Genomic DNA, 22,898 nt, shown 5'->3' on the forward strand with positions numbered 1-22,898 from the left:
AGGTGGTCGCGGTGCGACGAACGGGCGACGCCCGGGCCGGCCGCGTCGGCCTGCCCGGGCGTCGTGATCGGAAGAATCAGACGAGGTCGAACCGGTCGAGGTTCATGACCTTGTCCCACGCCGCGACGAAGTCCTGCACGAACTTCTCCTTCGCGTCGTCGCTCGCGTAGACCTCCGCGAGCGCGCGCAGCTCCGAGTTCGACCCGAAGACGAGGTCGGCACGGCTGCCCGCCCACTTCAGCTCGCCCGTGGCGGCGTCGCGGCCCTCGAACGTGGTCTGGTCCTCGGAGGTCGCCTTCCACGTCGTGCCCAGGTCGAGCAGGTTGACGAAGAAGTCGTTGGTCAGCACGCCGGGGGTCGCGGTGAAGACACCGAGCTGCGACTGCTGGTGGTTCGCGCCCAGGACGCGGAGGCCACCGACCAGGACCGTCATTTCGGGGGCGCTCAGGGTCAGCAGGTTCGCCCGGTCGAGCAGCAGGTACTCGGCCGGCAGGCGGTTGCCCTTGCCCAGGTAGTTGCGGAAGCCGTCCGCGGTCGGCTCCAGCGCCTCGAAGGACTCCGCGTCGGTGTGCTCCTCGGTCGCGTCGACACGACCGGGGGTGAAGGGCACCTCGACCTGGAAGCCGGCCTCCTTGGCGGCCTTCTCCACCGCCGCGACACCGCCGAGGACGATCAGGTCGGCCAGGGAGACCTTCTTCGTGCCGGAGGAGGCGTTGAACTCCTGCTGGATGCCCTCGAGGGTGCGCAGCACCAGCGCCAGCTGGTCGGGGTCGTTGACCTCCCAGCCGCGCTGCGGCTCGAGGCGGATGCGGGCGCCGTTGGCGCCGCCGCGCCTGTCGCTGCCGCGGAAGGTGGACGCGGACGCCCACGCGGTGCTGACCAGCTGGGACACGGAGAGGCCCGAGTCGAGCAGCTTGGTCTTCAGGGCCGCGATGTCGGCGTCGTCGATCAGCTCGCCCTCGCGCTCCGGCAGCGGGTCCTGCCACAGCAGGGTCTCCTCCGGGACCTCCGGGCCGAGGTACAGCGACTTCGGGCCCATGTCGCGGTGGGTCAGCTTGTACCAGGCGCGGGCGAAGGCGTCCGCGAACTCGTCCGGGTTCTCGTAGAAGCGGCGGGAGATCGGCCCGTAGATCGGGTCGAAGCGCAGCGACAGGTCGGTGGTGAGCATCCTCGGGCGGTGCTTCTTCGACGGGTCGTGCGCGTCGGGGATGATCTCCGGGGCGTTCTTCGCCACCCACTGGTGGGCGCCGGCCGGGCTCTGCTCGAGCTCGTACTCGTACTCGAAGAGGTTCTTGAAGAACCCGTTGCTCCACTGGGTCGGGGTCGCGGTCCAGGTGACCTCCAGGCCGGAGGTGATCGCGTCCGCGCCCTTGCCGGTGCCGTAGGTGCTCTTCCAGCCCAGGCCCTGCTCCTCCATCGAGGCGGCCTCGGGGTCGGCGCCGACGTGGTCCGCCGGGCCCGCGCCGTGCGTCTTGCCGAAGGTGTGACCACCGGCGATCAGCGCGACGGTCTCCTCGTCGTTCATCGCCATGCGGCGGAACGTCTCACGGATGTCGCGGGCCGCGGCGATAGGGTCCGGGTTTCCGTTCGGGCCCTCCGGGTTGACGTAGATCAGGCCCATCTGGACCGCGCCGAGCGGGTTCTCCAGCTCGCGGTCGCCGGTGTAGCGCTGGTCGTCGAGCCAGGTGGTCTCGGGACCCCAGTAGACGTCCTCCTCCGGCTCCCAGACGTCCTCGCGGCCGCCGCCGAAGCCGAAGGGCTTGAAGCCCATCTGCTCCAGCGCGACATTGCCCGTGAGGATCATCAGGTCGGCCCAGGAGATGCTCTGGCCGTACTTCTTCTTGACCGGCCACAGCAGACGGCGGGCCTTGTCGAGGTTGCCGTTGTCCGGCCAGCTGTTGAGCGGGGCGAAGCGCTGCTGCCCGGCGCCGGCGCCGCCGCGGCCGTCGCTGATGCGGTAGGTGCCCGCGCTGTGCCACGCCATACGGATCATGAGGGGGCCGTAGTTGCCGAAGTCGGCGGGCCACCAGTCCTGCGAGGTGGTGAGCACCTCGGCGATGTCCCGTTTCACGGCCGCCAGGTCGAGGTTCTTGAACGCCTCGGCGTAGTCGAACTCCTCACCGAGGGGATTGGCCACGGCGGGGTTCTTGGCGAGGATCTTCAGATTGAGCCGCTCCGGCCACCACTGGCGGTTGCCGCCGCCCTGAGTCGGGTGCAGGGCGCGCCCGTGGGCGACGGGGCAGCCACCTCCGCCCTCCGTCTTCGGGTCTGTGACGACTGCGTCGTGGTTCTCAGTCATGGCAATCCTTCCGGATGAGAGCGGATCAGGTGCTGCTCAGGAACTGGGGGCGGTGGAGCACGCGGGGCACAGGCCCCAGTAGACGACCTCGGCCTCGTCGATCGAGAAGCCGCGATCGTCGGACGCGGTCAGGCAGGGCGCCTCGCCGACCGCGCAGTCGACGTCGGCGACGGCGCCGCACGATCGGCACACGACGTGGTGGTGGTTGTCGCCGACGCGCCCCTCGAACCGGGCGGCGCTGCCGGCCGGTTCGATACGGCGTATGAGACCTGCCGCGGTGAGCGCGTGGAGGGCCTCGTACACGGCTTGGAGCGAGATGTGCCCTACACGGTCACGGACTCCGGAGGCGATCGCCTCGACGCCGAGGTGGTCACCTTCCCGGACGGTCTCCAGCAGCGCGACGCGGGCCGCCGTCACCCGCAGGCCGGCACCGCGCAGCTCCTCGGCGGTGGTCGGAGTCTGGGATGCGGTCATGGCGCCGAACCTACCCTCACAAACACGAATAGTTCAAGGAAACGAGCGAGCCAAGTTTCATGTGTCGCGCCGGGGCCCGTGCACCCGGACCGCGCCGAAGCGACCGAGACACGGAATTGAAGTGGCCATGCCACAAAGTGCTCGCTTCCCACCCCTGGCCCCGGCAAGGCGGCGAACGGTATACAGGCCCCGGCGAATGCGCGCCGGCCGCCGGCCGCCGCCCTCCGCGGGCTCCGCGCGCCGCTCCGGGCTCAGGGGGAGGATTTCCATGGCGCACGACACGCATCCGCATGGAGCGGCGAGACGTGGAGCAGCGAGGCCTGGAGGGGCGAGACGTCGCCGATGGCCGCTCGCCGTGGGCGCGGCCCTCGGCGGTTGCGCCCTCTTCGCGGCCGCCGCGGCACCTGCCGCGGCGCACGGCGTGGGACCCGGCCGCGCCACACGCTACGTGTCACTCGGGGACTCCTACACCTCCGGCCCCGTCATCCCCCGGCAGGTGGACGCCGACTGCGCCCGCTCGGACCACAACTACCCCTCGCTCGTGGCGGCGGAGTTGCGCGCGACCACGTTCAGGGACGTGAGCTGCGGCGGAGCGACGACCGAGAACATGTGGAAGGCGCAGGGCACCAGCGCGCCCCAGCTGAACGCGGTGCGGCGCGACACCGATCTGGTGACGGTTCAGATCGGCGGCAACGACATCGGTTTCGGCTCCATCATCGCCACCTGCGCCCGCCTGGGCTCCCAGGACCCGACGGGAGATCCGTGCCGGCGCTCCTACACCTCTTCCGGGATCGACCGATTGACGCTCGCCGTCGCACAGACGGCGCCGAAGGTGGACCGGGTCCTGCGGGCCGTGCACGCCAGGGCACCGCACGCCCGGGTGCTCGTCGTCGGCTACCCGGACCTGCTGCCCGACGACGGCAGCGGCTGCCACCCCTCGGTTCCGTTCGCGTCGCAGGACTTCCCCTATCTGCGGGACACCGAGAAGCGACTGAATCTGATGCTCCGGCTGGTGGCCGAATGGAACCGGGCTGAGTACGTCGACACCTACGCGCCCACGCGCGGCCACGACATGTGCAAGGCCCCGGCGGACCGCTGGATCGAGCCGTTGCAGCCGGCCTCGCCCGCGGCCCCCGCACACCCCAACGCCCAAGGCGAGGAAGCCATGGCACAGGCCGTACTCGAGCGCTTGAGCGAGGGACACGGACGCCACTGAGCCGGGCGACACCCTCGGCCCCACGATTGCGGCCAATCCGGACACGCGGCCGGAGGGAATCGTCCGTGCCGGTGTGACGTTCCCAACTGCCCCCGAATGAAACCTGGTGAACGGGCAACGTTCCCCTTCATGCCCGTTCGCACACCCCCGGTAGATGACACGACGACGGCTCCCGCCGCCACCGCCCCGACCAGAAGGGTTCCTCCGTCCCCTCCCGCGCCGTCGCTGCCGTCCCTCACCGGACTGCGCTGGATGGCAGCGCTCCTTGTCTTCGGACTCCACGTGCGCAACCTCGGCTTCTTCGGCGGCACCGGCGGCCGTCTGATGACATGGGCGTTCGACGCCGGCGGCACCGGGGTGTCGTTCTTCTTCATCCTCTCCGGGTTCGTTCTGATGTGGACCGCGCGGCCGAACGACCGCGTGGTCTCCTTCTGGCGGCGGCGCATCGCCCGCATCTTTCCCGTTCATCTGGTCACCGTCGGGATCGCGCTGCTCATGGTCTACACGCCGCCTCATCTGGCGAAGCCGACGGCCGCCGAGGGACTGGCCAACGTGCTGCTGGTGCACTCCTGGCGGCAGTCGTGGTGGCAGACGCTGAACCCGGTGAGCTGGTCACTGGCCTGCGAGGCCTTCTTCTACGCCGCCTTCCCGCTGATGGCGGTCATCCTGCGCCGTCTCGGCGCCCGGGCGTCGGCGGCACTGGCCGGGGCGTCCGTACTGGCGGTTCTGGTGCTCGCCCGGGCGGACGCCCACGGCTGGCTGAGCCAGTCGCTCTACTCCTTCCCCGCCGCCCGCCTGCCCGAGTTCGTCCTCGGCGCCGCCACCGCCCGGCTGGTGCTGCTCGAACGGTGGCGCGGTCCCGGCCTGGAAGCCTCCCTCGCGCTGGCGCTCATCGGCTACTTCCTCGTCCCGCAGATCACCGACGGCGGGTACCCGGCCACCGCCTGCACCCTCATCGGGTTCGCGCTGCTCATCCCGGCGGCGGCCATCGCCGACCTACGCGGTCTGCCCTCGCTGTGGCGGCACCGGCGGCTGGTGCGCCTGGGGGAACTGTCGTTCGCGTTCTACATGATCCACCTCCTGGTGCTGCGGGCCGGCACCAGCCTGGTCGGCAGCTCGCCCCACTTCGCCCTGCCGACGGCCCTGACCACCACAGCCCTCGCGTTCGGCGTGTCGCTCGGCCTGTCCTGGGTGCTGTACGAGGCGGTGGAATGCCCGGCACGACGGCTGCTGCTCCGCGGCCGCCGCCTCTCCCGCACGCAGCCGGCGCCGAGGGCCGCTCTGCCGGAGCCCGCCGCGCCCACCCGCGAAGCTCCCGCCGCGGCACCCGACTGACGGCGGCGCCCCGCGTCGCAGCGCAGCCCTCCCCCCGGGACGGCGACATCTGGACGGCCCCGGCCCCGGCGTCTCGCCGAGCGCCGGGGCCGCCCTTCGCCTGCGTTCGCCCCACCCTTCCGGCCGACGCGGGTATTGACCGCCCGTGACACGCGTGAGAACGTTCTCCCATCCGATCCAGAGAACGTTCTCCCACCACCATGAGAGAACGTTCTCAGCAAGCGCGGGAAAACCCTCTCGCGCCCCTCGCGTGCCGTCCGCCGGACACCGAGGGCATCCGGCACCCGCAGTCGTCGAGCACCGGCCACCCGCCGTCCGGCCCCGTGGATCAGGCCGTCACCACCCGCACCACCGGCCGGAATCCCGTGCGCTCCGGCACGGGGCCGGCTCTCAGCGAACGTATGACGTTCCCTCACGCATGGAGGAGACATGGGGAAGTTCCGCTCGGTCAGGGGGCTGGCCGCCGCGGCGGCCGTGCTGGCCCTCGCGGCGACCGGCTGCGGTGCCGGTTCCACGGCGGACGGGAGTTCGTCGGCCGCGAACGCGTCCGGCGTGGCCCAGGCCGGCACGCTGAAGGTCGGCACGTCGAACAACACCAAGCCGTACACCTACGAGGAGAACGGCAGGCTGACCGGCTTCGACGTCGACCTGATCTCGGCGGCGGCGCAGAAGCTGAAGCTCAAGCCGGAGTTCGTGTCGCTGGACTTCGCGGGACTGCTGCCGGCGGTCAACAACCGGCAGTTCGACGTGGCCGCCGCGGCCGTGGGCATCACCACCGACCGCGTGCAGATGGTCGACTTCTCCGACGGCTACCTCGCGGGCTACTTCGGCCTGTTGACGGCGGTGAAGAGCGGCATCACCGCCAAAGTCGCCAGCGTCAAGGGCAAGAGGATCGCGGTTCTGCAGGGCTCCATCACCGACGTCAACTCCGCGACACTGATCCCCGGCGCTGAGATCGTCCGCTTCCCCGACAACAACACCGCCGCCCTCGCGCTGAAGAACGGCCGCGTCGACGGGTTCTTCAACGACTACGGCCCCAACCGCGCCATCGCCGCCAAGTACCCGGCGCTGCACCTGAGCCAGCCCCTCACGGTCCCCGCCACCGACTTCCCCGCCGGCTGGGCGGTCCGCAAGGGCAACACCGTGCTGCGGAGCAAGCTCGACACCGCGCTCAAGGAAGTCGTCGCCGACGGCACCTGGCTGAAGCTGTACAAGAAGTACTTCCCCGACGACCCGGTGCCGAGCAGCAGCCAGCTGCCTCCCTACAAGGCGAAGGCACTGAAGTGAACGACCTCATCGGCAACTTCTTCGACTGGCGCCTGATCGGGCAGGTACTTCCGGACCTGCTCACCTACGGCCTGCGCAACACCCTGCTGCTGTCGGTGGTCTCCGCACTCCTCGGCAGCGTCATCGGCATGGTGCTCGCGGTGATGGCCCTGTCCTCCCGCGCCTGGCTCCGGTTCCCCGCCCGCGTCTACACCGACGTCTTCCGCGGCATGCCCGCCGCGCTCACCATCCTGGTGATCGGCGAGGGCGTGTTCGCGGCCCGGATCAGCTGGCTGGCCTCGCCCTACCCGGCGGCCATCCTGGCGCTGAGCCTGATGTCGGGGGCGTACATCGGGGAGATCTTCCGCTCGGGCATCCAGAGCGTCGACAAGGGCCAGGGCGAGGCGTGCCGGGCCCTCGGCCTGACCCACGGCCAGGCGCTGCGCCTGGTGGTGGTGCCGCAGGGCGTACGGCGGGTGCTGCCGGCCATGGTGAACCAGTTCATCGGCATCATCAAGGATTCCAGCCTGGTGTACTTCCTGGGGCTGATCACCACCCAGCGCGAGCTGTTCCGGATCGGCGAGGACGAGTCGGTGACCTCGGGCAACCTGTCACCGCTGCTGGCCACCGGTCTGTGCTACCTGCTGCTGACGGTCCCCCTCACCCACCTCGTCAACCACATCGACCGGCGGCTGCGCGAGGGGGCCCGTCCGGCCGAGGCACCCGAGGAACCCTCGCTCGTCGACCCGAAGGAGGTGCTGGTGTGAGGACGCCGGACCTGACCGTCCCCCCGACGGAGCAGCGGTACACGGGCGCCTCCCTCCAGGCGCGGGACATCCGGATGCGGTTCGGTCCCGTCGAGGTGCTGCGCGGCGCGGACCTGACCGCGCCGGCCGGTGAGGTGGTGTGCGTCATCGGCCCCTCCGGCTCGGGCAAGTCGACCCTGCTGCGCTGTCTGAACGGGCTGGAGACCCGCACCTCGGGCGAGGTGCTGCTGGACGGCGAGGACACCGCGGCGATGGACCCCAACGTGCTGCGGCAGCGCATCGGCATGGTGTTCCAGCAGTTCAACCTGTTCCCGCACAAGACGGCCCTGCAGAACATCACGCTGGCGCTGCGCACGGTGAAGAAGCTGCCGAAGGAGGAAGCCGCGGAGATCGCGATGCGGCGGCTGCGGGACGTCGGGCTCGGTGACCGCGGTGGGCACCGGCCCGCCCAGCTGTCCGGGGGACAGCAGCAGCGGGTCGCCATCGCCCGGGCCCTGGCCATGGAGCCGCAGGTGATGTTGTTCGACGAGGCCACCAGCGCGCTGGACCCCGAACTCGTCAAGGGGATCCTGGAGTTGATGGCCGAGCTCGCCGACGCGGGCATGACCATGGTGGTCGTGACCCACGAGATGGGCTTCGCCCGGCAGGTCGCCGATACAGTGGTGTTCATGGATGCGGGAGTCGTCGTGGAGTCCGGGCCGCCGGAGCAGATCTTCGACGCGCCGCGGTCCGCGCGGCTGAAGAAGTTCCTCTCGCAGGTGCTGTGATGGCGGCGAACGGTACGGGGGCGCAGGGCGGGCGCAAGCGTCCGACGGTGGCCGACGTGGCCCGCGAGGCCGGCGTGTCGGTGGCCACCGCGGGCCGTGCCCTCGGCGACTACGGCCGGGTCGGCGATGCCCTGCGCGACCAGGTGCGGGCCGCCGCCGCCAGGCTCGGCTACTCCCCCAACGGCGTCGCCCGCAGTATGCGCTCCGGCGGCACCCGCACGATCGGGTTCATCGGGGTCGACATCTCGAACCCCTACTTCGCCACGGCGATGCGCGGCATCTGCGACGTGGCCCGCGAGGAGGGCTACGAGGCGATCCTGGCCAACAGCGACGACCGCATGGACGCCGAGCGGGCCGCGGTGAAGGTCTTCCTGGAGAAGCAGATCGAGGGCCTCGTCGTCGCACCGAACGCCGTGATCGACGTCGCCCACCTGCGGCGCGCCCAGGATCTCGGGGTGCCCGTGGTCCTGCTCGACCGCCACAGCAGCGCCCTGGACGCGGACAGCGTCGTCATCGACAACGAGGGCGCCGCCCGCGAGGCGGTCGAGCATCTGTTGGGGCTGGGCCACCGGCGGATCGGGATGCTCCTGTACGTGGATCCCGACGAAAGCCCCGAACTGGTGACGTCGGACGACGGCCGGCTGACCGTACGGGGTGCGGCGCGCCCCTCGATCGACCGCATCCGCGGCTGTCTGGCCGCTCTGGACGAGTACGGCGCGGAGTCGTCCCGGGAGCTGATCCGCTGCTCGGTGATCGGGGATGCGGCGGAGTTCGAGAAGGAGGCCCACGCGCTGCTGTCGCTTCCCGAGCCGCCGACCGCCGTCTTCGCCGCCGACAACGTCGCCACCCAGGGGCTGTTCACGGCCGTCCGGCAGCGCGGCCTCACCATCCCCGGCGACATCTCGCTGGTGGGCTTCGACGACCTGGACTGGACGACGCTGGTCGATCCGCCGCTGACCGTGGTGGGCCAGTCGCCGATGGACATGGGGCGCACCGCGGCCGAGCGGCTCTTCGCCCGCATCAAGGGCGATGACAGCCCCGGCGAACGGATCGTCCTGCCCACCCGGCTGCTCGTCCGCTCCAGCGCCGCCGAGCCGCGGCGCGGCGGCGCCGGCGCCGACTGACACAGGTCCTCTTCGCCGAGGCCCTCACCGTCATCCTCACTCAGCGCGCGCGATCACGACCCGCGCACGCGCACCACACGCTCATGCGAGCGCATCCCTCACAGCGCACTCGGAAAGGCACGCTCATCATGCCCGTTTCCTCACTTTCATCCTCTTTTTCCTCCAGTCGTCGTCGCATCGCCGTGGTCGGCGGTGGTGTGCTCGGCGCCGCAACCGCGGCGCAGCTCGCACGGCGCGGCGCGGACGTCGTCCTGGTCACCGACTCCGACCTGGCGTCGGGCGCGTCGGGGCGCTCCCTTTCGTGGCTGAACTCCTTCGGCGGTCCCGGCGTGCGGTCGGCGGCCTATCACGACCTGCGGATGCTGGGCCTCGACCGGTACCGCACCTTCGCGCACCGGGTTCCGTCCTCCTCCGCCTACCTCCGCTTCGACGGCGGGCTGACCTGGGCGCCGCCCGGTGCCCCGGAGCCGCATCGCTCGGCGTTCGCCCATCTGCGGCGGTGCGGCTACGACGCGGTGTGGCTGAGCCGCGACGAGGTCGCCGACTGGACGCCGGGCGTCGACCCGGCCGCCGTCCCCGACGAGGGGGCGATCTTCAACCCCGGCGAGGGGTGGGTGGACCTCGCGGCACTCGTGCGGCAGCTCACCGCGGACCTCACCGAGGCCGGCGGCCGGATCGTCACCGGTGCGGGAGCGGCCTCCGTCGTGGTGGAGCGGGGCCGTGCCAGGGCAGTCCGGACCGGGGCGGGTGAGCGGATCGACGTCGATGCCGTGCTGCTGGCGACCGGTGCCGCCGTGCCGCGGATGGTTCAGGCGTACGGCGTCACGATCGAGGACGCCACCCCGGTGGCCCTCCTGGTGCGGACCCCGCCCGTGGACACCCCACTGCGGGCGGTGCTCAACACCCCGCGCGTGGCGGTGCGTCCGGCGCCGGACGGCTCACTGGTGATGGACTCCGACGCGGCGGCGGAGGAGGTGGTCGTCCACCCGGACGGCAGCTACGAGGTCAAGGACGCCACGGTGGAGCAGTTGCTGCGCGAGGCGTCGGCCGTGCTGGAGGGCGATCCCGTCCTGACCGCCGCCTCCTACGGGGTCGGGCCCAAGCCGATCCCCGGCGACGGCGAGCCGGTCTTCGGCGAGCTGGGCGAAGTGCCCGGCCTGTTCGTGGCGTTCACGCACAGCGGGGCGACCCTCGCCCTGATCGCGGGAGAACTGCTCGCCGACGAGATCCTCACCGGGGAGCCCAGCCCGCTCCTCGCGGCCTTCCGTCCGGGCCGCTTCGGCTGACACCACCGGGGACGGCAGGGTGTGCCGGGGCACCCCGCCGTTCCCGCACGCGGTTCCCCCGCGCCGGTCCGGCGGCCCGCCGTTCCCCATACCGGTGCGACGTCCCGCCGTTCCCGCTCGCCGGTCCGGCGTCGCCGATGGCCGCTCGGCGTGGGCGCGGCCTGACGTTGCGCCGCGCCGGTCCGGCCCCTGACCTGGCGGTGCGGCGGTCGGCCCCCTCCGTGGAGCCGCCCCGGTCATTCCCCGTCCGGGGGCTGAACGTCGTAGACGAGCAGTCCGTCGTCGCGCAGCCGCACTCCCCGGCTGGGGGAGTGCGGGACGAGCCGCCCGTCGTGCATCAGATGCAGGACGGGCTGTCCGCGTGCGAGGACCACGAAGTCGGCGATGAGGCGACGATGGCAACGCCACCAGACGGCTTCCCCGCACATCACGGCCGTCCGGCGCTGTGCGGCTTCCTCGAGGAGCAGCGTGATCGCGTCGACGAACTCGGCCGTCCGGGTGTGTCCGGCGTACCCGCGGAAGGACTCATTGCGCCACACGGTGTCGGGTGAATCCGGCGGCACCTTGCGGAATCCGCCCAGTCGCGGCTCCCAGCGGTAGGCGATCCCGCACTCGGGCAGCCACTGTCGCAGCCGCTCCCTGCCGACGTCCGGGTTGCGGCGGCTTCCGGGCGCGGTCCTGACGTCGACCACGGCGGCGATCCCCGCCGTGCGCAACAGGTCCGAGAGCCGGTCGCGGTCCGCCGTACCGTGTCCGAAGGTGACGAGCGCCGACTCCCTCATACATCCAGGATCGTCCGAACGCGTGCCCCCGCAGCCGCTGCGGCTCGGCGGCCGGACCCTGTCATGCGCCTGCCCAGTATGGTTCGGGTCACCGTGTCAGCACGCTGATGCCCAGCGCGAGCAGGCCGACGACCTTGAGGAGCTCCAGGGCCACGTAGTACAGGTGCGCCCGGGAGCGGGGGGCGTCCTCTTCCGTCTCGCCGGCCAGCACGCGATCGGACCGCCGGTTGAGAAGCGGCCGGACCGCACAGAGCTGCACCGCGAGCAGCGCCACCACACACGCGGTGAGTACGACGACACCGGTCGGCGGGCTTCCGGCAGCCACCGCCGCGATCACGACGACGGCCGATACGGCCTCAACGAGGTTCAGCGCGCGGAAGACCAGGCGGCCGATGCCGAGCCCGATGGGGACCGTCACTCCGGGGGCGCGGAACTTCAACGGCGCCTCCAGGAAGGAGATCGCGAGGACCATGCCTAGCCATACGAAGGTCACCGCGGACGCGATCGCGGCCCCTGTCGAATTCATCGCCTCATTCGCCCTTCTGTGCGGCGGTAGCCCCGGTCGGCGCCGGGTCCCTCGGATCGTCCGGCCATCCTCATGCTCCGGGCCACGCGGCGCGGGCCTGCCCGGCGCCGGGCAGGCGCCGGGACAGGCGAACGGCTCCCGTGCGGTGGCGGTAACCGGACCGGCCCGTTCCGCGAGCGCACCCTGGCGGGCGCGGCGGGCAGACGACGGGGCCGGAACGGAGGTGGCGGGTCCGCCAGGCAGCGGCCCCAGGCGCGACCGGCCTCCGGCGTGCCGGGCGGGCCGATGCCCAGGCGGCTGAGCGGTAGCTGGGGGAGCTGCGGTGCCGGTGTGGATGCCGAGCCGCTCCGCGACAGGATGATAGGGCTCACGTACGCACCGGACGAACGGCCTTCGATGACTGACCCCTCCGCAACCGGACCGGACGGCACGCCCATGGACGCCCCCGTTCCGCGCCTGTTGTGCGACATCCGAGCCCTCACCGACATCGCCCCGGAGTCGGCCGGTGCCGTGTGGAAACTCGCCGAGTCCGGACGCCAGCTCGACGCCAACCTCATCCGCCTGCCCACCCTGCAGCGCGTGGACACCCACACCGAGCCGGACCTGGACGTCCTCCTCCTGGTCCTCACCGGCGACGGCATCCTCGGCAGCCCGGACGGACCACGCCGCCTCACCGAGGGCACCCTGCTCTGGCTGCCGCGCGGTTCCACCCGCAGCGTCACCGCTGGGGAAGACGGCCTGTCCTACCTCACCGTCCACAAACGCCGCCCGGGCATGCGGATCGGTCGCCACACCGGATGACGCGGGGAACCCGGACGCGTGGCCCGCCGGACCCTGACCCGGACCGCGGTCCGCAGGACGCGCAGCCGGTACGGATGCGCACCGCGCGCCACCTCGCACGCCGAACGATTCCCGGACCGGTGCCCGCCACGGCACATGTTTTGCGGCGTTTCACGGGGCCGTACAGGACAAACACGTGCGATTTGGAGCCGCATCGGGCCATGCCGGACCATAAGTCCGCCTCGGCAATCCCGGGCACCAGTTCGATGAAAGGCACCACCCCATGCACGTCACCGGAACCGTCCCACCGTCGGCTCCGGCCCCTCAGGAGGCCCTCGCGGCCCCCGCCGCCGAAGACTCCGCAGGCAACACCGGCAGGCACGCCCGCCGCTTCGGACTGCCCGTCGCCACCGCCCTGGTCATGGGCAACATCATCGGCGGCGGCATCTTCCTGCTCCCGGCCTCCGTCGCCCCGTACGGTACGGTCAGCCTGGTCGCCTTCGGCGTCCTGACCGTCGGCGCCATCGCCCTCGCCCTCGTCTTCGGCCGGCTCGCCGAGCGTGACCCGCGCACCGGTGGGCCCTACGTCTACGCCCGCGAGGCCTTCGGTGACTTCGCCGGCTTCCTGGCCGCCTGGGCGTACTGGATCACCACGTGGGTGTCGAACGCGGCGCTCGCCGTCGCCGCCGTCGGCTATCTCGATGTGCTGATCCCCGTGAACGGTCACCGCTGGAGCGCCTGCCTGGCCGCGCTCACCCTGCAGTGGCTGCCCGCCCTCGCCAACTTCGCGGGCACCCGCTACGTGGGCGCCGTTCAACTCGTCTCCACAGTGCTGAAGTTCGCGCCGCTGCTGCTGGTCGCGGTGGGTGGGCTCTTCTTCTTCGACCCGCACAACCTCGGCCCGTTCCACGCGGGCGGCGGCAGCGCGATCGGCGCGGTGTCCGCCTCGGCCGCGATTCTGCTCTTCTCCTACCTCGGTGTGGAGTCCGCCGCCGTCAGCGCGGGCGAGGTGAAGGACCCCAGGCGTACGGTGGGCCGCGCCACCGTGATCGGCACCATGGGCGCGGCGCTGGTCTATCTCCTCGGCACCCTGTCCGTCTTCGGCACGGTCGCGCACGACCGCCTGGTGAAGTCCACCGCCCCCTTCTCGGACGCCGTGAACGCCATGTTCGGCGGCAGCTGGGGCGGCTGGGCCGTCGCGCTGGCCGCGCTCGTGTCGATGACCGGCTGCCTCAATGGCTGGACGCTGCTGAGCGCCCAGACCCCCTACGCCGCCGCCCAGGACGGCCTGTTCCCCGCCGCCTTCGCGCGCCGGCGACGGGGCGTTCCGACCGTCGGCGTAGCCGTCACCGTCGTCCTCGCCTCGCTGCTCACCGTCTACAACTACACGTCCGGCTCGGGCAAGGTCTTCCAAATCCTGGTCCTCGTCACCACGTTCACCGCGACCGTGCCGTATCTGCTGGCCACCGCCGCGCAGATCTTCCACCTCGTCTCGGGGCGGCACGAGCTCGTCGACCGGGCACGGCTGGTGCGGGACGCCGTGGTCGCGTCGGTCGCGGCCGCCTTCTCACTGTGGCTCGTGGCGGGCGCCGGCTACGCGGCGGTGTACCAGGGCGTGCTGTTCCTGTTCGCGGGAGTCGTCGTGTACGCGGTGCTCGCGGCCCGGCGGCAGAGGGCGGCTTGATCCTGCGGCGACCGTCGCCGTCGGAGCGCGCTCCGAAATGTCCAGAAGGGGTGCCGGATTCGGCGGCAGGCCCGACGGTGCAGGCGTGAGAGGTGGTTGTTGCCGACTCCGTCCGGTTGTGTGACGCCGCGGGGGGTACTCGCGGCACAGCAATTCGCTGGTTGCACTGCTCGGTGACGGTGACGGAGGACAGATGAAGCGCCCGAGTTCCGCGTTCCGGTCGGCGCTGCAGACCTCTTCGGACATGGTGGGCGGCCGGTACCGGTTGGGAGCCCGAATCGGCCGGGGAGGCGCCGCCGACGTCCACGAGGCGTTCGACGTCCGCCTCGGTCGGGAGGTGGCGGTCAAACTCTTCCGGCCGGACACCGATCCGCGGATGGAAGAGCGATTCTCCGAGGAGGCCGTCCTCCTCGCGCGTATGCAACACCCTGGACTGGTCACCGTCTACGACGCCGGCCGGCACCGGGAGCGCGCCTACCTGGTGATGCAACTGATCAAGGGCGAGACTCTGCGCACGCGTCTGGCCGCCGGGCCCCTGTCTCCCGGGCTCACCGCCGAACTCGGTGCCGCCCTGGCGCAGGCGCTCGCCCATGTGCACGGCGTAGGCATCGTGCACCGGGATGTGAAGCCGTCGAACGTGCTGCTGGACGCCTCCGGAGCTCCTCACCTGGCGGACTTCGGTATCGCGCGACTGGTGAACGCCACGCGGCACACGGTCTCCGACGTACTGATCGGAACCGCGGCCTATCTGGCCCCGGAGCAGGTCCTGGGTCAGGAAGTGGGACCGTCCGCCGACGTCTACGCGCTCGGCCTGGTCCTGCTGGAGTGCCTGAAAGGCGAACTGGAGTACGAGGGAACCCCCTTGGAGTCCGCCGTGGCCCGCCTTCACCGCCGACCCGTGGTTCCGCCCTCGGTGCCCCACCAGCTCGCCCGCCTTCTGCGCGCCATGACCGCTCACGACGCGGAGACCCGTCCCGGCGCCGAGCACTGCGCTCAGGCGCTGTCCGCTCTGCGCGCCGATACGGACGTGCAGGCTTCTACCGGCGGGACCGCGGTCAAGGAGGCAACAGAGCTTGCGGTCGAGCCCACAGCCGTGCATCCGCGCCCCGGAACGCGGCATGCGGACAGGACGAAACACACACGCCGCCGTACGGCCGGCGCCGTCCTCACAGCGCTCTCGGCAACGCTGACGGTCAGTCTCGTCGTGGCTCCGGGCAGCAGCGAGACCAACGGCGGACGGGCCGACTCCGCCCCGCCCACGTCCCCGTCGGCCGAGCCGCCCACCAAAACCACGACCAGGGAAGCACCCTCCACAGCGGCCCCTCGACCGACCAGGTCCACGTTCCCGACACAGTCGAGGACTGCGGCCTCCCCCGTCTCGCACACCTCGGGCGACGGCAACGGCGCTGACGACCGTACTCGACCAGGGGCCGCACCCCGCGACGCGCGTAAACCGGAACAGAAGGCCAAGAAGGCCCCGCAGGCCCCGAAGGCCGCAAAGGATGCAAAAGACACGAAGGACAAGAAGTCTCAAGCGTCCAAGGGACACCAAGACCACGGTTGACCCGCGTGCAAGCCGGAGTGCGGAGCCACGAGTTCGGTCTGCCGGGCGGCCTCACGGCCCGGCAGACCAGCCCCGTGACACTGTCGCTAGTTGCGGCGCCCGGACGAATCGTGCGTGACCGTGTCCCGGTCGTCGCCGGGGACGGGCCCGGAACCGACGACCGGCACGGCCGCTCCGGACACCGTCTCCTCCGCACGATCCCCGTGCCCCGGCCACCACGCCGCGTGGCCGATCAGCGCGGTGAGGCTCGGCGTGAAGAACATCGCCATGACGAAGGCGGCAACCGCGATGCCGAAGGAGACCGCGAAACCCATCTCCGTGAGCAGCGAGTTGCCCGCCAGCATCATCGTGGCGAAGGTCGCCGCCAGGATGAAGCCCGCGGCGGCCACGGTGGGCCCGGCGTGCCTCAGCGCCATGCCGGCCGCCTCACGGGGCTCGCGGCCCTCCCGGGCCTCCTCGCGGAGCCGGGCGATCATGAGGATGTTGTAGTCGGTGCCGATGGCGACCACGAAGAGGTACATGATCACCGGGAGCATGAACATCAGGCCGGAGTGGCCCTGTCCCTCCTGGAAGATCCAGACGGTGGCACCGAGAGTGGCGCCGAACCCGAGGCCCACCGAGGCCATCAGGTACCAGGGTGCGACCACACTCCGCAGCAGCAGCCCCAGGATGACCATGATCAGGACGGCGGCCACGGGGAAGACCGTCCGGTAATCGTGGTTCACCGCCGCATTGATGTCCTTGTAGATCGAGGACATGCCACCGACGAGGGCTTCCGTGCCCTGTGGAGCGGAGGAGTGGGCGATGTCGCGCACCCTGCCCACCGTGTCGATCGCCTCGTCCGTCGAGGCCTCGTACTTGAGCGTGACGGTGAAGTCGGCGGTGGTGCCGTCCTTGTTCACCTGGGTCATCCGGGCGCCGGCGACGCCGTTTACGGCGCCGAGTTTCTGCGCGTACGCGTCGAAGGCGGCCTTGTCCAGCGGCTTGCCGTCGGTGCTGGACAGGTAGACGTCGGTGGGGGCGGCGGCGCCCGCCGAGTACGCCTTCTGCAGCTCGTCCTGGACGACCATGGACTCCTTGGTCTTGGGCATGGAGCCCGACGCCAGGTCGAACGTGGCCTTGTAGCCGAACGTGCCGAGCGACAGTGCGACCAGGACCAGTCCGGATACGGCAGCGGTCAGCGCCGGGCGGCGCCGCACACCGCGGCCGAGGGCGGCGAACCGGGCGTTGTCGGGCTCCCGTTGCCAGGACTTGGAGGGCCAGAAGACCTTCGGCCCGATGAGCGAGACCACGGCCGGGATGAGCGTCAGGCCCGCGACGAGGGTGGCGGCGACCGCGATGGCGAGCGCCGGGCCCATCTGCTTGAGGAAGCCCAGCGTGGAGAGCACCAGTGCGAGGAAGGCGATGATGACCGCTCCGGCGGCCGAGGCGATGGCCTCGCCGACCCGGCCGACCGCATTGACCATGGCCTGCTTGGGCTCGTCGCCCGCGCGCAGGCGTTCGCGGTAGCGGAACATCAGGAAGAGGAAGTAGTCCGTGCCCACGCCGAAGAGCACGACGATCAGGATCGACGAGATCGAGCTGTTGGCCTGCAGGTCGAACAGCTTGGTGGCGTAGGCGATCAGCCCGTTGGCGACGGCGGACACCAGGCCGATGAGGATCAGCGGCAGCACGGCCAGGATCGGCGCCCTGAAGATGATCAGCAGCGTCACCAGGATAATCACGAAGGTACCGATGCCGATCAGCGCATCGCCACGCTTGGACGAGTCCTGCTGGTCGAGCACCTGCGCGGCGGAGCCGCCGAGCTTGGCGTCGAGATGCGTGCCCTTGGCCAGCTGTTTGACGTCCTCACGCAACACCTTGGCCGCATCCGCCTGTTTGGGCTGGCCGGCGTTCTTGCTGTCCATCTGGACCAGGGTCAGGGTGAAACGGCCGTCCTTGGACGGCTGGCCGGGGACGACCTTCTGCACCTGGTCGATGTGCTTGTTGCCCAACTCGGTGGTGATCCGGGTGACATCCTGCTGGTCCGCTGCGGTCAACTTGCCGCCGTCGGTACGCTGGTACAGCACGATCGCGGACGGGGTGAAGGCGCTGGGGAACGCCTTCTGCTGGAGATCCGCCGCCTTGATGGACTCGTAACTCTTGGGCAGGAAACTGCTCTCGTCGCTGTTCGAGGGCAGGCTGGGAGCGGTGGCGACGATCGCCACCACCGCGATCAGCCATGCCACGATCGTCCAGACGGGATGTCGGACGACAGCGGTTCCAATGCGTCGGAACATGCGGAAGGTCCTCCTGGGTAGGAAGATCACCGCAGCCCGGGGAGCGGACCCTGGCATCGGCGACCCCGACCGGCGCGCACGTAACGCGCCGGTCGAACAGTTGTCTTGGGGTCCGATCGTAGTGGCCGCATGCCGAGATCATTTAATCGGGCGTCCCCTGACGTGAGGAACCGTCACCTTTCGAGACCAGGGCTGCCGGGTCTCGATGGTCTCGACCGGCGAGGGCGAACTCCGATGGAGCAAGGGCGCATTGGGCGTGTTGCGCCAGGCATTGTGCAGGCCTACGAAAGAGGGCGTCAGCGGCGGTGCCAGGGCAGGGCCGCCGGGTGCCCGTCCCGCGCCCGGCCGAGTCGCCGGGCGCGGCGTCCGCGGTCGTTCCCCGTCCATTCACCGCATGGATGCCGCGGATCCGGAATTTCGATCCCGTGGAGGATGGCAGCGGGCCACCCGACACCTCATAGTCGTCCCTACCCGCACACCGCTGTCCGGATCCACGACAGGCGTGCGGCCGTCCCCAGCCCTCAGCATGCCGTGCGCCGTCGGCGCATGTGAGGCGTGCCCGCTCCCGTACACCGTCTTGCACCCGGACCCTGGAGTCGCCATGCCCGGTTCCGCGCCTCTGCCTTCCACCGCGGTGGCGGCCCCTGGTCAACAACGCGGGCATCACCTGGCGCGCCCGCCTCGGCGAGGTACGCCCCGAGGACTTCGACCGCGTCCACGCCGTCAACGTCACCGGCCCCCTGCTGGGCATCCAGCACCTGACCCCGCTGATGCCGCCCGGCTCGTCGATCGTCAACGTCGGCTCCTCCGCCGCGCTCACCGCCCGCCTACACCGCCGGCAAGTGGGCGCTGCGCGGCCTGTCCAAGACGGCGGCGATGGAACTCGGCCCGCGCGGCATCCGCGTCAACACGGTCCGCCCCGGCTTCATCGAAACCGACATGACCGCCTCGGCACCGCGCGCCTTCCGCGAGGTGAATGTGCGTGAGACTCCGCCGGGCCGCACCGGGACCGTCGACTAGATCACCCCGCTCGTGGTGTTCCTGCTCTCCGACGAAGCCTCGTTCATCACCGGTGCCGAGATGCCCATCGACGGCGGCCTCACCGCGCACGGCGGCGTCAAGTCGGTCTCGGACGCCCTGAGTTACTAGCCCCCCGCGGCCACGGCCTTCAACTCGTCCAGCGATTCCCGCATCAGCTGCGACATCTCGCGTTCCTCGTCGGGCGCGATCCAGCGGTCGAAGCCGACCTTGAAGACGGCGACCCCCGCCTCGGCGGTCAGGCTCGCGGCCGGCTCCGCGACGCCCCGTCGGCGCAGTGTGTCGGCGAGCGCGGCCGACATCGAGGCGAGCTTGATCAACTCGCGCTCCCGGAGTTCCGCGTTCGCCATGATCACAGCATGCCGCTTCCGCGCGTACGCGCGCCGGTCGGCGAACACCTCACAGAGCGCGTCGAGGCCCACCGCCAACGCGTCGATCGGCGCCGCGGACTTCGGAGCGCCGGCGACCGCCTGTACGAGCAACTCCGCCAAGTCCCTGGACCCGGCGAACAGCACCTCGCGCTTGTCGGCGTAGTGCCGGAAGAAGGTCCGCTCCGTGAGCCCGGCCCTTTTGGCGATCTCCGCCACGGTGGTCTGCTCGAACCCGCGCTCGCTGTAAAGCTCCAACGCCGCCTCCGCCAGGCGCCCGCGCGCGTTCGGCTCCCATCTACCCATGGATCGATCCTACGCGATGACAGCAACTGACATCGAATGCTAGCGTTGATGTCAGTAACTGACATCAACGGTCAGGGGACTCTCCCATGCGCATCTTCGTCACCGGCGCGTCCGGCTGGATCGGTTCCGCCGTCGTGCCCGAACTCATCGACGCGGGACACCAGGTCGTCGGGCTCGCCCGATCCGAGGCCTCCGCCGGCGCGCTCACCGCGGCCGGGGCGGAGGTCGTCCGCGGCACCCTCGACGACCTCGACGTCCTACGGGGCACGGCCGCCGCGTCGGACGGGGTGATCCACCTCGCGTTCAAGCACGACATCGCCTTCACCGGCGACTTCCAGGGCGCCGCGGAGGCCGATCGCCGCGCCGTCGACGCCTTCGGCGACGCGCTCGCCGGCACCGACCGCCCCTTCGTCATCGCCTCCGGTGTGGTCGGCCTCGCGCCCGGGCGTGTGGCCACCGAGCGGGACATGCACACGATCGACGCCCCACCGCTCTCGCTCCGTGCCGCCACCGCCCGAGCGGTGCTCGCACTCGCCTCGCGCGGCGTGCGCTCGTCGGTGGTGCGGCTGTCTCCGACCTGCCACGGCGAAGGAGACCACGGCTTCATGGCGACCCTGGTCGCCATCGCCCGTGCCAAGCAAGTCTCCGGCTACATCGGCGAGGGCGCCAACCGCTGGCCGGCCGTCCACCGCCTCGACGCCGCACGGCTGTTCCGCCTGGCGGTCGAGAAGGCCCCCGCCGGATCAGTGCTGCACGGCGTGGCGGAAGAGGGCGTCGCGATCCGCGACATCGCCGAGGTGATCGGCCGTCACCTCGATGTGCCGGTGGTCTCCGTGGCCCCTGAGGCCGCAGCCGAGCACTTCGCCTGGCTGGGCGCCTTCCTCGGCCTCGACGCCCCGGCGTCGAACACCCTGACCCGCGAACTGCTGGGGTGGGAACCGACCCAGCCCGACCTCCTCACCGACCTCGACAAGGGCCATTACTTCCACACCACTGCCACCACCACCGGCTGACCGGCCGGCGAGGCGCCTAGGCGATGCGCGGGTCGGGGCGCCGGCTCAGCCGCCCGTCAGCAGTCGGACGGGACTGCCGGCGAGGAAGGCGGTGATGTCCTCCACCGCTTGCGTGTAGAAGGTGCGGTAGTTCTGCTCGGTGACATAGCCCAGGTGCGGGGTGGCGAGCACGTTCGGCAGGGAGCGCAGGGGGTCGTCGGCGGGGAGCGGCTCGGTCTCGAAGACGTCGAGCCCCGCCCCGGCGATCCAACCCTCGCGCAGTGCGCGCAGCAGTGCGCTCCGGTCGACGATGGCGGCGCGGGAGGTGTTGATCAGGTAGGCGTGCGGGCGCATGGCGCGCAACTCCGGCTCGCCGAGCAGGCCGCGTGTGCGGTCGGACAGGACGAGGTGGATGGACACGAAGTCGCTACGGCTCAGCAGGTCCTCCTTGTCATCGGCGAGTTGGGCTCCGGCGTCGGCTGCCCGCTCGGCGGTGAGGTGCTCGCTCCAGGCGAGGACCTCCATGCCGAAGGCGGTGGCGACGCGGGCGACCCGGGTACCGATCTTGCCGAGTCCGAGCAGGCCCAGGGTCCGGTCGGCGAGGTCCTGGCCGACGGTGGACTGCCAGGGGCCCCCTTCGCGCAGCGCCCGGTTCTCGGCGGTGACATGCCGGGCGAGGCCGAGGAGGAGCGCCCAGGTCAGTTCCACGGGCGGGGTGGAACTGCTCGCCGTACCGCAGACGGTCACGCCCTGGGCCGCCGCCGCGGCGAGGTCGATGGAGGCGTTGCGCATACCGGTGGTCACCAGCAGACGCAGCCGGGGCAGGCGGTGCAGGAGGTCGGCGTCGAAGGGGGTGCGCTCCCGCATGGCCACGACGATCTCGCAGTCGGCGAGTTCGGCCACGAGCTTGTCCCGGTCGGTGAGGTGTTCCCGGAGCGTGCGCACCTCGATCTCGGCGGGGAGGGCGCTCCAGTCCGCCAGGGTCAGGGCGGCGCCCTGGTAGTCGTCCAGCACGGCGCAGTGCATCGTCATGCGGACATTCTGCCTTTCATCCGGCTGCGCACCGGGTGCGGGGCGTTGCTCCCCGCACCCGCTGACGATCAGCGGGATCGCGCTACGGCCGAACGTCGTGCAACCGACCCGGGTCCAGTTCGCCCGACACTGATCCCACCACCCGCTCAAGGCCGTCGACGGCTCCCGTCGACATGGCCATCCCGCATCTCGGACTCGCGTCCACCTCGAGAGGGTGCAGTGGGCCACACCTCCGGTTCGGGAGGGTGCTCCCTCGTGGCGACAAGCCGCCGACGGAATCGTGGAGGCGCCGGAAGGACCCCTCCCAGCTCCCCTGGCTCGCGGCCCTCGGAAGCTCCTCCTCGCCCGCCCCACACAGGCAAGTCCCCCCTGGCTACCCGATGTCTGGCACGGGACGCCGACAACCCTGCTCCAGCGATTTGATCACAGAGTCGCGCAGACGTAGGTGATCCGGTTCTCGGTGTGCGCGATGAGCGCCTGGTCCCACACTTCTGTCAGGTGCGGCGGTATGAGGCCGTCCTCCATGCCCTCAGGCCGACAGAAGCGGTACTCGCTGAGTTCGCTTCTCTGCAAGATGATCGCGTTCTGATCCTCGGGGCTGAGGGTGCCGCCGTCGAAGACGTACAGGGCCTGGGCTCCCTTGCCGGTGACCGTGATCCACGCGTGGACGAGCAGGCGGCCAATGGCAGGAGCGATTCCCAGCTCTTCGCGGACCTCCCGGACGGCCGCTTCGTAGGGGGTCTCGCCGCGATCGACGTCGACGGCTCCGCCGGGCAAGTTCCAGTAGTTCTTGTAGGTCGGGTTGACGATGAGGACCTCCCCGTCCTGGTTGAAGAACAGGGCGGCGGCCGAGGCGGTGAGATGGTTCATGGTCAGCTCTCTACGCTGCGGGAACGGGGGTCGGAGGCTGCTGTGTGGCGCTCGATTCGGCCCGCCTACGGGCGCGTAGTCGCCGCCGGCCTCATCGGCACCACCATCGAGTGGTACGACAACCGATACTGACCGGTGGCCGG

19 protein-coding genes and 1 pseudogene are annotated in these 22,898 nt (G+C 70.8%); 12 read left to right on the forward strand and 8 right to left on the reverse strand.

All coding sequences use genetic code 11. From position 1 onward, the window contains the following. Positions 1–76: 76 nt before the first annotated feature. Together katG and ACFYZJ_RS11605 are read right to left on the reverse strand one after the other, a co-directional pair. Positions 77–2,299, reverse strand: coding sequence for a catalase/peroxidase HPI (gene katG, locus ACFYZJ_RS11600; RefSeq protein WP_388565764.1), 2,223 nt, complete (start codon positions 2,297–2,299; stop codon positions 77–79). A 36-nt stretch (positions 2,300–2,335) separates the two neighbouring features. Then, positions 2,336–2,773 (reverse strand): Fur family transcriptional regulator, encoded by a 438-nt coding sequence (locus tag ACFYZJ_RS11605; protein WP_388565766.1) that lies wholly within the window; start codon positions 2,771–2,773, stop codon positions 2,336–2,338. Positions 2,774–3,041: 268 nt separating this feature from the next. Between ACFYZJ_RS11605 and ACFYZJ_RS11610 the strand changes: the two genes are divergently transcribed. The 7 genes from ACFYZJ_RS11610 to ACFYZJ_RS11640 all read left to right on the forward strand — a co-directional run bounded on the left by ACFYZJ_RS11610 (position 3,042) and on the right by ACFYZJ_RS11640 (position 10,534). After that, entirely contained in the window at positions 3,042–3,989 is a 948-nt protein-coding gene (locus tag ACFYZJ_RS11610; RefSeq protein ID WP_388565768.1) for an SGNH/GDSL hydrolase family protein, read from the forward strand. 129 nt (positions 3,990–4,118) lie between these two features. Further along, the gene (locus ACFYZJ_RS11615; protein ID WP_388565770.1) at positions 4,119–5,324 is read left to right on the forward strand and encodes an acyltransferase family protein; all 1,206 of its coding nucleotides are present in this window, start codon (positions 4,119–4,121) and stop codon (positions 5,322–5,324) included. A gap of 429 nt (positions 5,325–5,753) precedes the next feature. Continuing rightward, the gene (locus ACFYZJ_RS11620; RefSeq protein WP_388565772.1) at positions 5,754–6,611 is read left to right on the forward strand and encodes an ABC transporter substrate-binding protein; all 858 of its coding nucleotides are present in this window, start codon (positions 5,754–5,756) and stop codon (positions 6,609–6,611) included. Then, positions 6,608–7,357 (forward strand): amino acid ABC transporter permease, encoded by a 750-nt coding sequence (locus tag ACFYZJ_RS11625; protein WP_388565774.1) that lies wholly within the window; start codon positions 6,608–6,610, stop codon positions 7,355–7,357. Before ACFYZJ_RS11620 ends, ACFYZJ_RS11625 begins: the two co-directional genes overlap by 4 nt. Then, positions 7,354–8,124 (forward strand): amino acid ABC transporter ATP-binding protein, encoded by a 771-nt coding sequence (locus ACFYZJ_RS11630; protein WP_388565776.1) that lies wholly within the window; start codon positions 7,354–7,356, stop codon positions 8,122–8,124. The genes ACFYZJ_RS11625 and ACFYZJ_RS11630 overlap by 4 nt, the downstream gene beginning before the upstream one ends. Then, positions 8,124–9,248, forward strand: coding sequence for a LacI family DNA-binding transcriptional regulator (locus ACFYZJ_RS11635; protein WP_388565778.1), 1,125 nt, complete (start codon positions 8,124–8,126; stop codon positions 9,246–9,248). The genes ACFYZJ_RS11630 and ACFYZJ_RS11635 overlap by 1 nt, the downstream gene beginning before the upstream one ends. A 128-nt stretch (positions 9,249–9,376) precedes the next feature. Then, the gene (locus tag ACFYZJ_RS11640) at positions 9,377–10,534 is read left to right on the forward strand and encodes an NAD(P)/FAD-dependent oxidoreductase (protein ID WP_388565780.1); all 1,158 of its coding nucleotides are present in this window, start codon (positions 9,377–9,379) and stop codon (positions 10,532–10,534) included. Positions 10,535–10,770: 236 nt separating this feature from the next. Here the strand turns inward: ACFYZJ_RS11640 and ACFYZJ_RS11645 are convergent, their stop codons facing one another. Both ACFYZJ_RS11645 and ACFYZJ_RS11650 read right to left on the reverse strand, forming a co-directional pair. Beyond that, entirely contained in the window at positions 10,771–11,316 is a 546-nt protein-coding gene (locus ACFYZJ_RS11645; protein WP_388565781.1) for a DUF488 family protein, read from the reverse strand. A gap of 88 nt (positions 11,317–11,404) precedes the next feature. Continuing rightward, complete coding sequence (locus ACFYZJ_RS11650; protein WP_388565784.1) at positions 11,405–11,842, reverse strand: hypothetical protein; 438 nt, start codon at positions 11,840–11,842, stop codon at positions 11,405–11,407. 396 nt (positions 11,843–12,238) lie between these two features. Between ACFYZJ_RS11650 and ACFYZJ_RS11655 the strand changes: the two genes are divergently transcribed. The 3 genes from ACFYZJ_RS11655 (at position 12,239) to ACFYZJ_RS11665 (ending at position 15,870) form a co-directional block, all read left to right on the forward strand. Continuing rightward, positions 12,239–12,643, forward strand: coding sequence for a hypothetical protein (locus tag ACFYZJ_RS11655; protein ID WP_388565787.1), 405 nt, complete (start codon positions 12,239–12,241; stop codon positions 12,641–12,643). 262 nt (positions 12,644–12,905) lie between these two features. Beyond that, a complete protein-coding gene (locus ACFYZJ_RS11660) occupies positions 12,906–14,306 on the forward strand; it encodes an amino acid permease (protein ID WP_388565789.1) in 1,401 nt (466 codons plus the stop codon). 193 nt (positions 14,307–14,499) lie between these two features. Then, positions 14,500–15,870 (forward strand): protein kinase, encoded by a 1,371-nt coding sequence (locus tag ACFYZJ_RS11665; RefSeq protein ID WP_388565791.1) that lies wholly within the window; start codon positions 14,500–14,502, stop codon positions 15,868–15,870. A gap of 86 nt (positions 15,871–15,956) precedes the next feature. On the opposite strand, the gene ACFYZJ_RS11670 is transcribed toward ACFYZJ_RS11665, so the two are convergent. After that, the gene (locus tag ACFYZJ_RS11670) at positions 15,957–18,149 is read right to left on the reverse strand and encodes an MMPL family transporter (protein WP_388565793.1); all 2,193 of its coding nucleotides are present in this window, start codon (positions 18,147–18,149) and stop codon (positions 15,957–15,959) included. 644 nt (positions 18,150–18,793) lie between these two features. Here ACFYZJ_RS11670 and ACFYZJ_RS11675 point away from each other — a divergent pair. Beyond that, a pseudogene (locus ACFYZJ_RS11675) lies at positions 18,794–19,298 on the forward strand (SDR family NAD(P)-dependent oxidoreductase); the annotation flags it as partial. Here the strand turns inward: ACFYZJ_RS11675 and ACFYZJ_RS11680 are convergent. Further along, positions 19,295–19,861 carry a TetR family transcriptional regulator gene (locus ACFYZJ_RS11680; RefSeq protein ID WP_388565795.1) on the reverse strand — a complete coding sequence of 189 codons (567 nt, stop codon included), beginning with the start codon at positions 19,859–19,861 and terminating at the stop codon, positions 19,295–19,297. The pseudogene ACFYZJ_RS11675 and the gene ACFYZJ_RS11680 overlap by 4 nt on opposite strands. A gap of 86 nt (positions 19,862–19,947) precedes the next feature. Here ACFYZJ_RS11680 and ACFYZJ_RS11685 point away from each other — a divergent pair, with 86 nt between their 5' ends. After that, the gene (locus tag ACFYZJ_RS11685) at positions 19,948–20,874 is read left to right on the forward strand and encodes an SDR family oxidoreductase (protein ID WP_388565797.1); all 927 of its coding nucleotides are present in this window, start codon (positions 19,948–19,950) and stop codon (positions 20,872–20,874) included. 45 nt (positions 20,875–20,919) lie between these two features. Here the strand turns inward: ACFYZJ_RS11685 and ACFYZJ_RS11690 are convergent, their stop codons facing one another. After that, positions 20,920–21,885, reverse strand: coding sequence for a D-2-hydroxyacid dehydrogenase family protein (locus ACFYZJ_RS11690; protein ID WP_388565799.1), 966 nt, complete (start codon positions 21,883–21,885; stop codon positions 20,920–20,922). Positions 21,886–22,308: 423 nt separating this feature from the next. Then, on the reverse strand, positions 22,309–22,755 hold the full coding sequence (locus ACFYZJ_RS11695) for an NUDIX domain-containing protein (RefSeq protein WP_388565801.1): 447 nt from the start codon (positions 22,753–22,755) through the stop codon (positions 22,309–22,311). Between the last annotated feature and the right edge of the window lie 143 nt (positions 22,756–22,898).

Origin of the sequence: Streptomyces sp. NPDC001848, from assembly GCF_042891915.1 — a bacterium.
In the GTDB taxonomy this organism is placed as follows: Bacteria; Actinomycetota; Actinomycetes; order Streptomycetales; family Streptomycetaceae; genus Streptomyces.

What these genes read in the sequence shown, in the direction of transcription:
- katG (WP_388565764.1), bottom strand. Translation starts at nt 2,299, where the DNA reads ATGACTGAGAACCACGACGCAGTCGTCACAGACCCGAAGACGGAGGGC.
- ACFYZJ_RS11605 (WP_388565766.1), bottom strand. Translation starts at nt 2,773, where the DNA reads ATGACCGCATCCCAGACTCCGACCACCGCCGAGGAGCTGCGCGGTGCC.
- ACFYZJ_RS11610 (WP_388565768.1), top strand. Translation starts at nt 3,042, where the DNA reads ATGGCGCACGACACGCATCCGCATGGAGCGGCGAGACGTGGAGCAGCG.
- ACFYZJ_RS11615 (WP_388565770.1), top strand. Translation starts at nt 4,119, where the DNA reads ATGCCCGTTCGCACACCCCCGGTAGATGACACGACGACGGCTCCCGCC.
- ACFYZJ_RS11620 (WP_388565772.1), top strand. Translation starts at nt 5,754, where the DNA reads ATGGGGAAGTTCCGCTCGGTCAGGGGGCTGGCCGCCGCGGCGGCCGTG.
- ACFYZJ_RS11635 (WP_388565778.1), top strand. Translation starts at nt 8,124, where the DNA reads ATGGCGGCGAACGGTACGGGGGCGCAGGGCGGGCGCAAGCGTCCGACG.
- ACFYZJ_RS11640 (WP_388565780.1), top strand. Translation starts at nt 9,377, where the DNA reads ATGCCCGTTTCCTCACTTTCATCCTCTTTTTCCTCCAGTCGTCGTCGC.
- ACFYZJ_RS11645 (WP_388565781.1), bottom strand. Translation starts at nt 11,316, where the DNA reads ATGAGGGAGTCGGCGCTCGTCACCTTCGGACACGGTACGGCGGACCGC.
- ACFYZJ_RS11650 (WP_388565784.1), bottom strand. Translation starts at nt 11,842, where the DNA reads ATGAATTCGACAGGGGCCGCGATCGCGTCCGCGGTGACCTTCGTATGG.
- ACFYZJ_RS11655 (WP_388565787.1), top strand. Translation starts at nt 12,239, where the DNA reads ATGACTGACCCCTCCGCAACCGGACCGGACGGCACGCCCATGGACGCC.
- ACFYZJ_RS11660 (WP_388565789.1), top strand. Translation starts at nt 12,906, where the DNA reads ATGCACGTCACCGGAACCGTCCCACCGTCGGCTCCGGCCCCTCAGGAG.
- ACFYZJ_RS11665 (WP_388565791.1), top strand. Translation starts at nt 14,500, where the DNA reads ATGAAGCGCCCGAGTTCCGCGTTCCGGTCGGCGCTGCAGACCTCTTCG.
- ACFYZJ_RS11670 (WP_388565793.1), bottom strand. Translation starts at nt 18,149, where the DNA reads ATGTTCCGACGCATTGGAACCGCTGTCGTCCGACATCCCGTCTGGACG.
- ACFYZJ_RS11680 (WP_388565795.1), bottom strand. Translation starts at nt 19,861, where the DNA reads ATGGGTAGATGGGAGCCGAACGCGCGCGGGCGCCTGGCGGAGGCGGCG.
- ACFYZJ_RS11685 (WP_388565797.1), top strand. Translation starts at nt 19,948, where the DNA reads ATGCGCATCTTCGTCACCGGCGCGTCCGGCTGGATCGGTTCCGCCGTC.
- ACFYZJ_RS11690 (WP_388565799.1), bottom strand. Translation starts at nt 21,885, where the DNA reads ATGACGATGCACTGCGCCGTGCTGGACGACTACCAGGGCGCCGCCCTG.
- ACFYZJ_RS11695 (WP_388565801.1), bottom strand. Translation starts at nt 22,755, where the DNA reads ATGAACCATCTCACCGCCTCGGCCGCCGCCCTGTTCTTCAACCAGGAC.